The 15,129-nt window shown below is 70.2% G+C and carries 12 protein-coding genes; 9 read left to right on the forward strand and 3 right to left on the reverse strand.

The window, feature by feature from the left end; translation table 11 throughout:
• Positions 1-105 precede the first annotated feature (105 nt).
• From ITJ67_RS19225 to ITJ67_RS19235, 3 genes are read right to left on the reverse strand one after another with little or no spacing between them, the layout of a single operon-like run.
• Positions 106-1,686, reverse strand: coding sequence for an APC family permease (locus ITJ67_RS19225; RefSeq protein ID WP_160071458.1), 1,581 nt, complete (start codon positions 1,684-1,686; stop codon positions 106-108).
• A complete protein-coding gene (locus tag ITJ67_RS19230; RefSeq protein WP_194678714.1) occupies positions 1,683-2,603 on the reverse strand; it encodes a universal stress protein in 921 nt (306 codons plus the stop codon). Before ITJ67_RS19230 ends, ITJ67_RS19225 begins: the two co-directional genes overlap by 4 nt.
• A 52-nt stretch (positions 2,604-2,655) precedes the next feature.
• Complete coding sequence (locus ITJ67_RS19235; RefSeq protein ID WP_194678715.1) at positions 2,656-4,023, reverse strand: flavin monoamine oxidase family protein; 1,368 nt, start codon at positions 4,021-4,023, stop codon at positions 2,656-2,658.
• A 181-nt stretch (positions 4,024-4,204) separates the two neighbouring features.
• Between ITJ67_RS19235 and ITJ67_RS20390 the strand changes: the two genes are divergently transcribed.
• The 9 genes from ITJ67_RS20390 to ITJ67_RS19280 all read left to right on the forward strand — a co-directional run bounded on the left by ITJ67_RS20390 (position 4,205) and on the right by ITJ67_RS19280 (position 15,018).
• The gene (locus ITJ67_RS20390; protein WP_236558359.1) at positions 4,205-4,867 is read left to right on the forward strand and encodes a TetR/AcrR family transcriptional regulator; all 663 of its coding nucleotides are present in this window, start codon (positions 4,205-4,207) and stop codon (positions 4,865-4,867) included.
• A 138-nt stretch (positions 4,868-5,005) separates the two neighbouring features.
• The gene (locus tag ITJ67_RS19245; protein WP_194678717.1) at positions 5,006-6,619 is read left to right on the forward strand and encodes an NCS1 family nucleobase:cation symporter-1; all 1,614 of its coding nucleotides are present in this window, start codon (positions 5,006-5,008) and stop codon (positions 6,617-6,619) included.
• Between the two features lie 6 nt (positions 6,620-6,625).
• Complete coding sequence (locus ITJ67_RS19250) at positions 6,626-7,381, forward strand: aspartate/glutamate racemase family protein (RefSeq protein ID WP_160071461.1); 756 nt, start codon at positions 6,626-6,628, stop codon at positions 7,379-7,381.
• Positions 7,378-8,724 carry an allantoinase AllB gene (allB, locus tag ITJ67_RS19255; RefSeq protein WP_160071462.1) on the forward strand — a complete coding sequence of 449 codons (1,347 nt, stop codon included), beginning with the start codon at positions 7,378-7,380 and terminating at the stop codon, positions 8,722-8,724. Before ITJ67_RS19250 ends, allB begins: the two co-directional genes overlap by 4 nt.
• Positions 8,721-9,914 (forward strand): acetamidase/formamidase family protein, encoded by a 1,194-nt coding sequence (locus tag ITJ67_RS19260; protein WP_194678718.1) that lies wholly within the window; start codon positions 8,721-8,723, stop codon positions 9,912-9,914. Before allB ends, ITJ67_RS19260 begins: the two co-directional genes overlap by 4 nt.
• Positions 9,911-11,575, forward strand: a complete 1,665-nt coding sequence (locus tag ITJ67_RS19265) for an AtzH-like domain-containing protein (protein ID WP_194678719.1) — start codon at positions 9,911-9,913, stop codon at positions 11,573-11,575. Before ITJ67_RS19260 ends, ITJ67_RS19265 begins: the two co-directional genes overlap by 4 nt.
• Before the next feature lie 20 nt (positions 11,576-11,595).
• On the forward strand, positions 11,596-12,843 hold the full coding sequence (locus ITJ67_RS19270) for a pyridoxal-phosphate-dependent aminotransferase family protein (protein ID WP_194678720.1): 1,248 nt from the start codon (positions 11,596-11,598) through the stop codon (positions 12,841-12,843).
• Positions 12,840-14,198: a Zn-dependent hydrolase gene (locus tag ITJ67_RS19275; protein ID WP_194678721.1), complete on the forward strand. Its 1,359-nt coding sequence runs from the start codon at positions 12,840-12,842 to the stop codon at positions 14,196-14,198. The genes ITJ67_RS19270 and ITJ67_RS19275 overlap by 4 nt, the downstream gene beginning before the upstream one ends.
• 7 nt (positions 14,199-14,205) lie before the next feature.
• On the forward strand, positions 14,206-15,018 hold the full coding sequence (locus ITJ67_RS19280) for a sulfite exporter TauE/SafE family protein (RefSeq protein WP_104240447.1): 813 nt from the start codon (positions 14,206-14,208) through the stop codon (positions 15,016-15,018).
• Positions 15,019-15,129 lie beyond the last annotated feature (111 nt).

Raw genomic sequence — 15,129 nt, forward strand, 5'->3', positions numbered from 1 at the left:
CGCTTTCACCCCGTATCAGCGCTCGATACGGGGTGAAAGCGACCCATCTGCGGCGGATGCGGCGGGGCAGGTGCGGGGTCGGCAGGGCGGGATGGGACGGGACAGCTAGTCCTTCAGCACCTCGATCGACTGCGTGTCGCGGTCGTTGCCGATCTGGATCGTCTCGCCGCGGAAGAACCCGGGGCTGCGGAAGTACTGCACGACCATGATGACCACGCCGAGCAGCAGCACTCCGATGCCGAGCACGAACACGAGCCCGATGCCGTCCTGGGCGATGCCGTCGGCGTCGTAGCTCGTCGCGAAGACCGCCGAGCCTGAGCCGAACGACGGCGACAGCGACGCGACGGCCGTCTCGTAGAAGAAGTACAGCAGCACGATGCCGCCGAGCAGCGGGAACAGGAACCGGAAGAAGAAGTTCCTGGCCGAGCTGAACAGACTGTGCCTGAAGTACCAGACGCACGCGAGCCCCGTGACGCCGTAGTAGAAGCAGATCATGAGGCCGAGGGCCGCGATCGTGTCCCACAGCGCGTTCTCGGAGAGCAGCCTCATGACGACGTAGAACACGACAGCGGCGATGGCCGAGGCCAGGGTCGCGACTGACGGCGACTTGAAGCGCGGGCTGACGTCCGCGAAGCGCTTCGGCAGGGCGCCGTAGTGCCCCATGGCGAGGATCGTGCGCGACGGGGAGACCATCGTCGACTGCAGCGAGGCCGCCGACGACGACAGGATGGCGATGGACATCAGGAGCGCGAACGGCCCCATGACCGGCCCCGCGAGGGCCGCGAAGATGCTCTCCTGGTTGTCCGGGTTGCCTGCTCCGAGGCCCTCGGTGCCGATGCCCGCGAAGACGAGCACGGCGAGGGTCGTGAGCAGGTAGATCACCATGATGATGATGATCGTGAGCATGGCGGCGCGGCCGGGTGTCTTCTTCGGGTCCTTCGCCTCCTCGTTCATCGTGATGACCGTGTCCCAGCCCCAGAAGAGGAAGATCGACAGCGAGACGCCGGCGGCGACGACGGCCATGTCCCCCAGCTCGAAGGGGTTGAACCAGGACAGCTCGATGGGGGTCGGGTCGAAGGCCGTGTTGTTGCTCAGGTGCATGAAGGCGGCGACGATGAACCAGGCCAGTGCGATGAGCTGGAATGCGACGAGCCCGACCTGGATCTTCTCTGTCGCCTCGACGCCCCGGTACGAGATCCACGCGGCGAGCGCCGTGAAGAGGATCGTGACGGGGATGTTGATCCACAGCACCGTCGTGAGGTCGGCGAGCTCCGGATTCTGGAACACCTGTGCGAGCAGGATGAACAGGAAGTCCACGGCAACGGCCGCGAGATTCGAGAGGACGAGGACGGTCGCCGCGATGAGCCCCCATCCGCCCATCCACCCGATCCACGGACCGAACGCGCGGGACGCCCAGGTGAACGTGGTGCCGGAGTCCGGCATCGCCGAGTTCAGCTCGCGGTAGCCGAAGACGACGAGCACCATCGGGATGAAGCCGATGAAGAGGATCGCCGGCGTCTGCAGGCCGACCTGCGAGATGGTCGGGCCGAGACCCGAGGTCAGCGTGTACGCAGGGGCGATGCACGAGATGCCGATGATGGTCGCGCCGATGACGCCGACCTTGCCTGCGGAGAGGCCCTTGGAGCTGAGTCCGCCCCGCTCCGCGCTGTCTTCTGTCCTGGTCATTGCCCTGTTCCTGTCGCTGGGGATTCGGGAGCGGACTTGGGTGCCTCGGCAGGCTGCGCGGCGCGCGGCACGACGATGATCGGCACGGTCAGCACACGCAGCAGGCGCTGCGCTCGGGCGCCGAGGAAGATGCGTCCTCCCTGCGCGAGGCGGCTGGAGCCGACGAAGGCGACATCGCCCGGCTTCCAGTCGGCCCGCTCGAGTGCGGCCTCGAGGCTCTCGCCCTCGACCGTCTCGACGGTGGCCTTGCCCGACTCCAGCAGGGCCTCCGCGCGCCCGGCGAGCACTGCCCCGCCGAACTCGCGCACGAACTCGTCGACCTCCTGCACCTGGCTGGGCGGCACTCGGTCGAGCTGCACGAGCGACAGCAGGCGCAGCTGCACGTCGCGCTGCAGCGCGCTCTCGACGGAGGTGCCGATGAGCGCGGCGGCCCCCGAGCGGGTGCCGAACAGCGTGGTGATGCGGGTGACGGGCCCCTCTTCGGCGAACCCAGCCGGAGCGAGCGCGACGGGCAGCGGCGAGGCGTGCAGCAGCGTGGATGCGACTGTCCCGATGGTGAACTGCCGCAGCAGCGCGGTCGTGGCCGCGCCGATGACCAGCGCGGCAGCGCCGAACTCCGCGGCGATGTCCATGAGCCCCTGGGCCTCGCCCGTGGCGCTGCGGACGACGCCGCGTGCCGCGATGCCCTCCGGCACCTGGGCGAGCGCCTCGCTCATCCACGTGTCGATCTGCTTGCCGATGATGCTGTCGGCATCGTCGAGCGGCAGCGGATGCGTGCCGCTGTACGGCGACGTCTCCGGCGTGATCATCGCGATGATGACCTCCGTGTCGGTGCCCTTCGCGAGGAAGGAGGCGAGGGCGAGGGCGTCATGCCCTCGGTCGCTCGCGATGTAGCCCACTACGAAACGCTGCGCCATGCTGCCTCTCCAATTCTTGGGGTGTCGTCCGATTTCAGGATGCCGAGGGCGCTCAGGACTGGAGGATGCGCTTCGCCGTAGCTTCGCCCATCCGCACCGCGCCGTCAACGTGCTGGTAGCCCTCTGCCGCGAGGTCGGAGCTCGACCAGAAGATCGGGCCGACCGGGTCGTGCTGGATGGCGCCCCAGCGGTGGAGTCCGCCGAGGTCGTAGCTCGTGGCGTAGGCGCCGCGGGTCCACTCCTCTGCGCCGAAGTCGGAGAGGTAGAAGACCTCGGGGTCGAGGGCCTTCGGCCCGAGGAACTCGGCGACGGAGCCGAGGACGGCGGCCTTGCGCTCCTCGTCGCTCAGCGCCCACATGGCTTCGGCCGCCTCATCGGTGATGAAGCCGACGAGGGTGCCTCGCTCGTCTTCATGGTTGGTGTTGTCGTAGACCTCCTGCACGATGTGCCCGGCACCGAACGCGGTGCCGCTGAGGCCCTCTTCACGCCAGAACGGGGTGGCGTAGGTGGCGTGCACCTTGATGACGAGGCCCATGGAGATGTGCTGGTGCACGATCATCTGCTGGCGCGGCAGGGCGGGGACGAAGGAGACGCGCGAGTAGAGGTTGGGCGGCACGGCCATGATGGCGTGCTGCGCCTTGACGGTGATGTGGTCGGCGACCGCGGTGACGGAGGCCGCATTGCCTGCTCCGTTGTCCTCCCAGTGAAGGAAGCGCACGGGGTTGTTCAGGAACACGTCGTCGCCGAGCTCCTGCGCCATCTGCTGGCTGACCGACTGCATGCCGCCGATGACGCGCTTGTCGAGGATGAAGCTCTCGTCGACGAGGTTCGAGAACGAACCGGCGGATGCGGCCATGAGCACTGCCTGCAGCGCGGAGAATGCGAAGGACGGCTTGGTGAGCATGCCGCCGGCGACGAACAGCCCGATGTTGTTGCAGGCCTCCTCGTCGGTGGACTGCTGGCGCAGCCAGTGGTGGAAGGAGATGGTGTCGAGCTCGCGCGCCTTGGCGTGCGCCCACGGCTCGACGGGGCCGATCTCGGCGGCGAGGCCGTCGAGGAGCTCGATCATGCGGTCCATCTCGGCGGCGGTGTGCTCGCTTACGGGGAACGTGTCGCCCTCGTAGACGGTGCGCTCGCCCTTGGGGCTGATGTAGACCGACTTGCCCTCGCGGTAGCGCGAGAAGGTGCCCTTGCCGAGCTCGTCGAGGAGGGCGAGGAGCGCCGTCTGGTCTGGCGAGACCCATTGGCCGCCGATCTCGAAGAACTGGCCGTCGATGATGTTGCTCCAGGTGCGTCCGCCGACGCGGTCGCGCGCCTCGAGGACGGCGACGGTCTTGCCTGCCTGGGTGAGGCGGCGGGCCGCTGTGAGGCCGGAGGGGCCTGCTCCGATGATGACGACGTCGCGTTCGATGGTCTGCATTTCCGCTCTTTCCGTTGTGACAGCTCCAAGCGCCCTGGCTTCGCCGTCGAAGTGAGTGTGGTTGGCGGCCGACTTGCTGGCGCCGCCTTCCAAATAAACAGGATTAATTTACGTTAGTCGAGACGGGCTGCTCGGACAAGCCGCATTTCCGAGGAGCTAGGGTCGAACGACGGGAGGGCCAGTGAGCACCAGCGAGCATGTGGAGTCTGACGGACAGCGGCGCGCTGGGCGACCCCGCACGCGGATCCTCACGCAGAAGCGCATCACCGACGCCGCCATGCGTGTCGCGACTCACGAGGGGTACGACTCCCTCACGATGGCGAAGCTCGCCAGGGCGCTCGGCGTCACCCCCGCGGCCCTCTACAACCACGCTCACTCGAAGCGCCAGATCCTGCGCTGGATCGAGGATCGTCTCATGGCCGCCGTCGACGCCTCGGCGTTCGAGACCGAGCCGTGGGACGCGGCTCTCGCGAGCTGGGCGCGAAGCTACCGCCTCGTCATGAAGGAGCACGACTCGCTCGTGGAGGCGATCGCGAAGATGCCCGTCGCCGGCGCGACCGACACGCTCGCGATGTACGAGGGGGTCGCCGCAGGTCTCCGACGGGCCGGCTGGCCGGACGCCCACATCATGCCGGCGATCGTGGCCATCGAGTCGTTCATCTACGGCTCCGCGTACGACCTCAACGCGCCGCTCGATATCTTCGAACTCGGCGATCAGGCGGATGCGGCGCCCACGCTCGCGGCCTCCGTCGCGGCCCACACGCCGCTGGGGTTGCGCGAGCAGGCCTTCGAGCGTGGGCTCGACGCGCTCATCCGCGGACTCGGGGCAGCAGCGGGAGTCTGACTCCGGTGACCGACGCAGTGCCGCGGTCACCGCTGAGACTGTGAAGTGCTGACTGCACGCCTCCGAGGGGACCTCGGTTTTACACGAGCGTTACATTGCAGAAACCTCCCGCGAAGCGTGAAGTCATAACTTCAACGCATGACCGATCAACTGGCACAGACTGGCGCATCCGGCAGCACCCGCGGCCTGGGCACCGAAGGCGCGGCGCCCGACAATCTCGTCGTGGCGGCGGGCCACCCCGTCGGCGACGGGAACATGAAGCCCGGCTACGACCCGCGGCTCGCGAACGAGGACCTCGCTCCCCTGCGCAAGCAGCGCTGGGGCTCCTACAACATCTTCGCCTTCTGGATGTCCGACGTGCACAGCGTCGGCGGCTACGTCACGGCCGGTAGCCTCTTCGCGCTCGGCATCGCCAGCTGGCAGGTGCTCGTCGCCCTCATCGTCGGCATCCTCATCGTGCAGTTCTTCACGAACCTCGTCGCCAAGTCGAGCCAGAAGACGGGCGTGCCCTACCCCGTCGTGAACCGCGCGATCTTCGGCGTCAAGGGCGCCAACATCCCGGCGATCATCCGCGGCCTCATCGCCATCGCCTGGTACGGCGTGCAGACGTTCCTCGCCGCCGAGTCGCTCAACATCGTGTTCCTCAAGTTCATCCCCGCCAGCGAGGTGCTGCGCACCGACTACTCGTTCCTCGGGCTGTCGGCGCTCGGCTGGATCTCCTACGCGATCCTCTGGTTCGCGCAGGCCGCCCTATTCTGGGGCGGGATGGAGTCCATCCGCCGCTTCATCGACTGGGCGGGGCCCGCGGTGTACGTCGTCATGATCGTGCTCGCCATCTACCTCGTCAGCCAGGCGGGCTGGGAGAACATCGACTTCAACCTCTCCGCAGGTGAGCCGCTCGACTTCTGGGCGTCCATCCCGGTCATGTTCACGGCCATCGCGATCGTCGTCTCCTACTTCTCCGGCCCCATGCTCAACTTCGGCGACTTCTCGAGGTACGCGAAGAGCTACAAGGCCGTGAAGCGGGGCAACTTCCTCGGACTCCCGCTCAACTTCCTCTTCTTCTCCATCCTCACGGTGCTCACCGCGAGCGCCACTGTTCCCGTCTTCGGCGAGCTCATCACGGACCCGATCCACACGGTCGAGCGCATCGACACGCACTTCGCGATCCTCCTCGGCGGCCTCACCTTCGTGACGGCGACGGTCGGCATCAACATCGTGGCGAACTTCATCGCGCCGGCATTCGACTTCTCGAACGTCGCCCCGCACAGGATCAGCTGGCGGATGGGCGGCATGATCGCCGCCGTCGGCTCCGTGCTGCTCACCCCGTGGAACTGGTACAACAACGACGCCGCGATCCAGAACACGCTCGGCGTGCTCGGCGCGCTCATCGGGCCGCTCTTCGGCATCCTCATCGCCGGCTACTACGTGATCGGCAGGCAGCGCATCAAGGTCGACGAGATGTTCACGATGAGCGAGACGGGCGCCTACTGGTACCGCAAGGGGTTCAACCCGAACGCGGTGTGGGCCATGGTCCTCGCCGGCGCCCCGACGGTCGCGATCGCGGTGCTGACCCGGCCGCTCGCCGAGGCCGGCATCCTCGACCTGAGCTACCTCGCCGACTTCAGCTGGTTCATCGGCTGCGGACTCGGATTCGCGCTCTTCGTCCTATTCGAGCGCCGCCAGCCGCTCATGCCGACGTTCGAGGGCGAGACCGCCGGCATCTCAGACGGATCGATCGAGGAAGACTGACCCAGCATGCGCATCACGCTCATCAACCCGAACACCTCCGTCGCCATGACGCAGAAGGTCGCGGCAGCTGCGAGAGCCGTGGCCGGCCCCGGCGTCGACATCGTCGCCGTGTGCCCGGCTCCCGGTGAGGGCCCGGAGGCCATCGAGAGCCACTTCGACGAGGTGCGGGCGGCCTCCGTCGTCGTCGAGCTCGTCGAGCGCGATCTCGCGGACGGCGGCAGCGACGGCTACGTCATCGCCTGCTTCGGCGACCCGGGGCTCGACGCGGCACGCGAGCTCGTCGACGTGCCCGTCATCGGCATCGCCGAGGCGGCCATGCACGTCGCGGCGCTCACGGGGCGCACGTTCGGCATCGTCACCACCCTCTCCCGCACGCTCGGCCGCGCCGACGATCTCGTGCTGCGGTACGGATTCGAGCGGGCGTGCGTCGCGGCGTACGGCACCGGCATCCCCGTCCTTGCGCTCGAGGAGACCGGCTCCGCGGCGTTCGAGGACATCGCCGCGTGGTGCGAGCGAGTCGTCCGGGAGGACGGCGCCGACGCGGTGGTGCTCGGATGCGCGGGCATGGCCGACCTGTGCGCTCGCCTCTCCGAGCGGGTCGGGGTGCCGGTCGTCGACGGCGTCGCCGCATCGGTCGGGCTCGTCGCGGCGATGTCGCGCATGGGCGTCGGCACGAGCAAGAGGGACGAGTACGCACGACCTTCCCGGGCGCAGGCGAGGCCACTGGGGCAGCCGCAGGTTCCTTCGGCGGCGATCGCATGAGGATCTCAGCGCGGCGCGTCTTCCTCGATGGCGGATTCTCGCCGGCGACGGTGTCCGTCAGCGACGGCACAATCGCGGCCATCGCCCCGTTCGACGACCACGCGGACGTCGTCCTGCCGGACACCCAGGTGCTCGTGCCGGGGCTCGTGGACACGCACGTGCACCTCAACGAGCCGGGCCGCACGCACTGGGAAGGCTTCGCGACGGGCACGGCCGCCGCCGCCGCCGGCGGGGTCACGACGGTCGTCGACATGCCGCTCAACTCCCTGCCCGTCACGACGAGCGTGGAGGCGCTCGACGCGAAGCGCGCGGCGACCTCCGGCCAGCTGGCCGTCGACCTCGCCTACTGGGGCGGCGTCGTCCCGCAGAACCTCGGCTCCCTGCGTCCGCTGCTCGCGGCGGGGGCGGTCGGCGTCAAGTGCTTCCTCGCGCCGAGCGGCATCGACGAGTTCGATCACCTCTCGTTCCCCGAGCTCGAGCAGGCGCTCGAGGAGCTCGCCGAGGTCGACGGGCTCCTGATCGCGCACGCCGAGCTCGAAGCGCACCTGAGCGAGGCATCCGGCCCGGTCTTCTCCGACTTCGTCGCGTCGAGGCCGCCGGTCGCGGAGGTCGAGGCGATCCGCGCCGTCATCGCCGCGGCGAGGCGCACCGGCGCCAGAGCGCACATCGTGCACGTGTCGGCGGCAGAGGCCCTCGACCTGGTCCGCGAGGCGAAGGCCGACGGCGTGCGCATCACGATCGAGACCTGCCCGCACTACCTGAGCCTTCGGGCCGAGGAGGTGCCGGACGGCGACGGGCGCTTCAAGTGCTGCCCACCCATCCGCGACTCCGCGAACCAGGACGCGCTCTGGGCCGGCGTGCTCGACGGCACGATCGACGCGATCGTCAGCGACCACTCCCCCGCGACGCTCGAGCTCAAGGCGGGGCCCGACCTCGGCACCGCCTGGGGTGGCATCGCCGGGGTGCAGACCGGGCTCACCGCGGTCTGGACCGAGGCCAGGCGGCGCGGCATCCCATTGGAGGCGATCCTGCCCCTCTTCACCACGGGACCGGCCGCGCTCGTGCGCTTCGAGGACCGCGGGCTCATCACGGTCGGCGCCCCGGCCCACTTTGCGATCTTCGAGCCCGACCTCGAGCACACGCTGGAGGAGAATACCCTCGAGTACCGCACCAAGATCAGCCCGTGGCACGGGGCGCGGATGCACGGGGTCATCGACTCGACCTACCTGCACGGCGAGCTGATCTACACGCGGGCAGCCGGGCTCGCGTCGCGCCTGGGCCGCGAGGTGCTCGCGGCGGCGAACCCCGAACGACTGGACCTCGACGAGGAGCAGGCAGCATGACCACGATTCCCACCGCGGCTCCCGCAGCGAACCGCTACGGCGTCGGCGCAGCCGCGCCGGCGTTCGCCCCGCTCCCCATCCTGCAGCCGGGCACACGCCTGCCTGAGGGTGCGAACTACCTGCCATCCGGAGCATCGACCTCGATCTGGGGCAGGCTTCCGAGCGCGCGCGACGCCCCCGTGCTGACCGTGCGGCCCGGGGCGAGCGTCGTCATCGACACCGTCAGCCACGAGGGCCTGCTGCCCGACCAGGGACAGCACCCCGCCGCGTTCTTCGCGGCGCACGGCGTGCATCCCGATGCCGTGCTGCTCGACGCCATCGAGATCGCCGAGCACGCGCCCCGCGACCCGGCGAACGACGGCCCGCACGTCGTGACCGGCCCCATCGCCGTCGAGGGTGCCATGCCCGGCGACCTGCTGCGCATCACGGTCGAGAAGCTCGAGCCTCGCGTGCCATACGGGGTCATCTCCAACCGGCACGGCAAGGGCGCGCTGCCCGGCGTGCTGCCGCGCAGCCGCGAGACCGTGAGCGTGTTCGCCGCGGTTGAGGAACGCGGCGGCGAGCTCGTCGGCACCATGCCGCTCACCGAGGGCGGCGAACGGAGCGTCGTGTTCCCCCTCGCCCCGTTCCTCGGCACCATGGGCGTCGCTCCCGCCGCAGGCGCACGCCCGCACTCCGTGCCGCCCGGCCCGCACGGCGGCAACATCGACATCAAGCTCCTCACCGAGGGCAGCGTGCTCTACCTGCCCGTGCAGGTCCCTGACGCACTCGCCTACGTCGGCGATCCGCACTTCGCGCAGGGCGACGGCGAGGTCGCCCTCACGGCGCTCGAGGCCTCGCTGCGTGCGACCCTCACCTTCGACGTCGTTCCGGCGGCGGATGCGCGGCGCGAGTTCGGCGACCTCACCGGCCCGCTGGTGCGCACCCCCGAGTACCTCGTGCCAACCGGCCTCGACCCAGACCTGAACGAGGCCATGCGCAAGTGCGTGCGCGCCGCCGTCGACCTGCTGCAGGCTCGGTGGGGCATGGACGAGCACCTCGCCTACGCGTACCTGTCGGCGGCCACCGACTTCGACATCTCGCAGGTCGTCGACGTCGTCTGCGGCGTGCACGCCCGCATCCGCGAGGCTGACTTCGCCGATGTGCCGGCTGGCACGGCACCGCAGAACGGAACAGGAGCACCCGCGTGACCCCAGTCGAGCAGAACACCGCAGAGTCGACGCGCGCCGACGGAGCCCCACCCGCCGCGCTGCTCGCCGCCTTCGAAGCCTACGAGCGGGCAGTGCAGAGCAACGACCTCGACGAGCTCGACGCCTGGTTCGCGCCAGGAGACGCGACCCTGCGCGGCGACGACAGCGGCCTGCTGGTCGGCCACGAGCAGATCAGCGAGTTCCGTGCCCAGCGCGGCGGCGTCGCGAAGCGCACCATCGAGCGCATCGAGTACCGGTCCCTGGCCGACGGCGTCGCGCTGCTCGTCTCCACCTCGCGCTTCTTCACCGGCGGGCTCGGACTGCAGACGCAGCTCTGGCAGCAGCTGCCGCAGGGCTGGCGCATCACGGCCGCGCACGTAACCCCGAGGCCCCGGGCCTTCGACCGCTCGATCTGGCGAACCGTCGGCGACCCGCTCTTCCAGGGCGCGTGGGAGGGCCCCCTCGAAGGGCTCACCGTCGCCGTGAAGGACCTCTTCGCGATCCGCGGCTACCGCATCGGCGCAGGCAACCCCAGCTACCTCGACTCCGCGAAGGCCGAGACGAGGACCGCGCCCGCCGTCAAGGACCTGCTGCGCGGCGGCGCCTCCCTGCGCGGCATCGCCCGCACCGACGAGTTCGCGTACTCGATCGCCGGCGACAACGCGCACTTCGGGACTCCCCCGAACGCCGCCGTCCCCGGTGCCCTTCCCGGCGGCTCCTCGAGCGGGCCAGCATCCGCCGTCGCCAACGGCCAGGCCGACATCGGCCTCGCGACCGACACCGCCGGATCGGTGCGCATCCCCGCCTCCTATCAGGGGCTGTGGGGGCTGCGCACGACACACGACCTCGTGCCACGTCAGGGTCTCCTGCCGCTCGCGCAGTCGTTCGACACCGTGGGGTGGCTCACGCGCGACGGCGAGACCCTGCAGCGGGTCGCCGACTGGTGCCTCTCCTACGACAGCTCGGAGTCCACCGCGAGCGCGGCGGGGCAGCGCGGCGAGGACCTCCCCGGCCGCCTCGTCGTGCCGGCCGAGGTGCTGGCCGCGGCCTCGCCAGAGACCGTGTCCGCCTTCGAGGCGTTCCTGCGCGAGCTGGAGGAGCGCGGAGCCGTGGCTGCGCCGGTCGAGCGGGTCTCGATCGGCGAGCTCGCGAGCTACCAGGAGCCGTTCCGGATCGTGCAGGGAGCGGAGGCCTGGCGCAACAACCGCCCATGGCTGGAAGCGCACCCCGGAGCCACGGGCCCCGCCGTCGCCGCCCGGTTCCTCGCCGCCTCGCAGATCACCGAGGCGCAGGAGCAGGCGGCCCGCGACGCCCTCGCTCCCCTCAGCGCCCGCCTCGAGCGACTCGTCCACGACGCCGTGCTCCTCTTCCCCACCGCCCCGGGGGCAGCGCCGAGCCGCGCGGCGGATGCGTCGAGCATCGACGCCATCCGCACCGCGACGCTGCGCATGACCACCCCGGCCGCCGTCGCCGGGCTGCCCGCGCTCTCCGCACCGCTCCTCAGCGTGCCGACCACGAGCAGTGCCCAGGCCGCGCCCGTCGGCGTCTGCTTCGTGGCGCGAGCGGGCTCCGACCTGGCGCTCGTCCGACTCGTCCGCCGCCTCGCATCCGCCGCAGCCCCCACCCCGAGAGCCACCAGCCGCGCCGCGACGAGCGCGTGAGCACCGAGAGAATGAAGCAGATGACCGCGATCCTCCCCATCGAACCGCCAGCCCGCCTCCTCATGGGGCCCGGCCCCATCTCGGCGTACCCGAGCGTGCTCCGCGCCATGTCGAGCACCCTCGTCGGCCAGTACGACCCGTTCATGACGCAGGCCATGAACGAGACGCAGGAGCTGTACCGGCAGGTGTGGGCGACCGAGAACACGGCGACCGTGCTCGTCGACGGCACCTCCCGCTCCGGCATCGAGGCGGCGCTCGTCTCCCTCATCCGGCCAGGCGACCGTGTGCTCGTCCCCGTCTTCGGCCGCTTCGGCCACCTCCTCGCCGAGATCGCGGAGCGCGCCCTCGCCGAGGTGCACACCATCGAGGTGCCGTGGGGGCAGGTCGTCCCCGTCTCGCAGATCGAGGAGGCCATCGTCCGCGTCAAGCCGACCCTCCTCGCCCTCGTCCAGGGCGACACCTCCACCACCATGAACCAGCCCCTCGACGAGGTCGGCGCAATCTGCGCGAAGCACGGCGTGCTCTTCTACGCTGACGCCACGGCGTCCATCGGCGGCAACGAGTTCCTGGCCGACGCCTGGGGCCTCGACGCCGCGACCGCAGGCCTCCAGAAGTGCCTCGGCGGCCCGAGCGGCTCGGCACCCATCACCCTCTCCGAGCGCGCCGTCGAGGTCATCCGCTCCCGCAGCCGGGTCGAGGCCGGCATCCGCGAGACGGGCGACGAGTCCGCAAGCGACTTCATCCGCTCCAACTACTTCGACCTCGGCATGATCCTCGACTACTGGGGACCGAGACGCCTCAACCACCACACGGAAGCCACCTCCATGCTCTACGCGGCGCGGGAGTGCGCGGCCGTCCTGCTCCGCGAGGGCCGGGACGCCGTCATCGAACGCCACCGTGTCGCCGGTGCCGCCATGCTCGCCGGCGTCCAGGCGCTCGGGCTCGAGGTCTTCGGCGACGTCGCGCACAAGATGAACAACGTCGTCGCCGTCGTCATCCCGGACGGCGTCCCCGGCGATACGGCAAGGCAGGACCTGCTGGACGACTTCGGCATCGAGATCGGCACCTCCTTCGGCCCGCTGCACGGGAAGGTGTGGCGCCTCGGCACGATGGGCTACAACGCCCGCAAGGACACCGTGCTCACGACCCTCGCGGCGCTCGAGGCCGTTCTCCGCCGATACGGCGCATCCGTTCCGACCGGCGGTGGCGTCGAGGCCGCCGCCGACGTCTTCCGCGCAGCCGACACCCCCCGGGGAGCCGCCGAATGACGGCCACCCGGCTGAGCGCCCTCGCACCCGCCACCTTCGAGCTCGCCGCCCGCCGCGTCATGGCGCGCTGCGACGAGCTCGCGCGCATCACCTCCACCCCAGGCGCCATCACCCGCGTGCACCTCTCCCCCGAGCACGCGCGCGTCAACCGGCTGGCCGCCGAGTGGATGCGCGAGGCCGGCCTGCAGACCAGGCAGGACGCGGCGGGCAACCAGCTCGGCCTCCTCCCCGCGGCAGACCCGGAGGCGCCCGTGCTCATGCTCGGCTCGCACCTCGACACGGTCGTCGACGCCGGCCGCTACGACGGCATCGTCGGCGTGCTCATGGCCATCGAGGTCGTGCGCCTGCTCCAGCGCCGCGACGACGACACGAGTGGGGTGGATGCGCCCGCCCGCTCCCCGTTCGACTTCGGGCTCGAGGTCGCCGCGTTCTCCGACGAGGAAGGCGCGCGCTTCGGCAAGGCGCTCCTCGGGTCCTCCGCCGTCGCCGGCACGTGGGACGACGCCTGGTGGGAGCTCGAGGACCCGGACGGCACCACCCTGCGCGAAGCCGCACTCGAGTTCGGCCTCGACCCCGGCCGCGTCTCGGAAGCCGCCCGCAGGCCGAGCGAGCTCGTCGGCTACCTCGAAGCGCACATCGAGCAGGGACCCGAGCTCCACGCCCGCGGCGAACCGCTCGCCGTCGTCTCCTCCATCGCCTCCGCCCGTCGCTTCCAGCTCGTCGTCGAAGGCGAGGCCCGGCACGCAGGCGGCACCCCGTACGACATGCGCCGCGACGCGCTCCTCGGTGCGAGCGAGGCGGCCCTCGCCGTCGAGCGCATCTGCTCCACCCAGCACCACATCATCGGCACCGTCGGCCAGTTCGAGGCGTTCCCCGGCGCGATGAACATCGTTCCGGGCGAGGCGAGATTCAGCCTCGACCTGCGCGGAGAATTCGACGGCGAACGCGACCGCGTGTGGGACCAGATCTCCCGCGAGCTCGACGACATCATGGGCCGCAGGCGCCTGCGATGGCACACCCGCGAAGTGCACAACGCCCCAGCACTGTTCTGCGCGCCGCTGCTGCAGGACGTCGTCGGCGAAGGCATCCGCTCCACCCTCGTGCCGGGCACCGCCGCAGACGGGAGTATTCTCGGCTCGGGCCGGACCGAAGACCCGACGACCCTGTTCAGCCCAGCCGGACACGACGGCATGGCCATCGGTGCCATCACCGACGTGGGGATGCTCTTCATGCGCAACCCCGACGGCGTCAGCCACCACCCAGACGAGGCAGTATCGCTCGGCGACGTCGCCCTCGGCATCCGCGCCCTCGCGGAAGCCGTCGCCCACCTCGGCGCAGAACACCGCAGAACCTAGGAGCTCCATGACCACGCCCGCCACCACCAGGACCCGCCGCGACTGGATAGTGCTCATCTCGATCGGCCTCGCGGCAGGCTTCCTCTCCGGGTTCCTCGGCGTCGGCGGCGGCACCATCATCGTGCCCGCGCTGACCGCCATGCTCGCGTTCGACCAGCGCCTCGCCGCCGGCACGTCGCTCGCCGCGATCATCCCGCCCGCCATCGTCGGCGTCGTCGGCTACGTCCTGACCGGCTCCGTGAACTGGCTCGCGGGACTCATCCTCATCGTCGGCGCCATCGCCGGCGCCTGGATCGGATCGTGGCTCCTCAACAAGCTGCCGCTCATCGTGCTCCGGTGGATGTTCATCGTGTTCCTGCTCGGCGTCGCCGTCTCCCTGTTCCTCGCCGTGCCGAGCCGCGACGCCGAGGTCACCATGACGGCGCTCACGGCACTCATGCTCGTCGCGCTCGGCCTCGTCACCGGCATCATCTCGGGACTGATCGGCGTCGGCGGCGGTGTCATCCTCGTCCCTGCGCTCATGCTGCTGTTCGGCTCGAGCGACCTCGAGGCGAAGGGCACGAGCCTCCTCGTCATGATCCCCACCACCATCACAGGCACGATCGGCAACTCCCGCCGCCGCAACGTCGACCTGAAGGCGGCCGCCGCGATCGGGCTGACGGCCGCGCTCACGAGCCTCCTCGGCGTGTGGTGCGCCGTGCTCATCGACCCGATGGTCGGCAGCATCCTCTTCGGCGCGTACCTGCTGTTCATCGCCGGGCAGAACGCGTACAAGACGATCAAGGCGCAGCGCAAGGCGAAGCGGGCCCCCGCCGCCTGACCCGCCCGGCGCATCCACCCGCCCGGCGCATCCACGTAGCCGGCACAGACACGCGTCCCGACACAGACCTCGGGCAGATGCAGCTTCGTCTCGAGACGAAGCTGCATCTGC

Origin of the sequence: Pseudoclavibacter sp. VKM Ac-2867, assembly GCF_015351275.1 — a bacterium.
Classification (GTDB): Bacteria; Actinomycetota; Actinomycetes; order Actinomycetales; family Microbacteriaceae; genus Pseudoclavibacter.

Bases quoted from the DNA above. Each gene is read 5' to 3' on its own strand.
- ITJ67_RS19225 (WP_160071458.1), bottom strand. From the start codon at position 1,686: ATGACCAGGACAGAAGACAGCGCGGAGCGGGGCGGACTCAGCTCCAAG.
- ITJ67_RS19230 (WP_194678714.1), bottom strand. From the start codon at position 2,603: ATGGCGCAGCGTTTCGTAGTGGGCTACATCGCGAGCGACCGAGGGCAT.
- ITJ67_RS19235 (WP_194678715.1), bottom strand. From the start codon at position 4,023: ATGCAGACCATCGAACGCGACGTCGTCATCATCGGAGCAGGCCCCTCC.
- ITJ67_RS19245 (WP_194678717.1), top strand. From the start codon at position 5,006: ATGACCGATCAACTGGCACAGACTGGCGCATCCGGCAGCACCCGCGGC.
- ITJ67_RS19250 (WP_160071461.1), top strand. From the start codon at position 6,626: ATGCGCATCACGCTCATCAACCCGAACACCTCCGTCGCCATGACGCAG.
- allB (WP_160071462.1), top strand. From the start codon at position 7,378: ATGAGGATCTCAGCGCGGCGCGTCTTCCTCGATGGCGGATTCTCGCCG.
- ITJ67_RS19260 (WP_194678718.1), top strand. From the start codon at position 8,721: ATGACCACGATTCCCACCGCGGCTCCCGCAGCGAACCGCTACGGCGTC.
- ITJ67_RS19270 (WP_194678720.1), top strand. From the start codon at position 11,596: ATGACCGCGATCCTCCCCATCGAACCGCCAGCCCGCCTCCTCATGGGG.
- ITJ67_RS19275 (WP_194678721.1), top strand. From the start codon at position 12,840: ATGACGGCCACCCGGCTGAGCGCCCTCGCACCCGCCACCTTCGAGCTC.
- ITJ67_RS19280 (WP_104240447.1), top strand. From the start codon at position 14,206: ATGACCACGCCCGCCACCACCAGGACCCGCCGCGACTGGATAGTGCTC.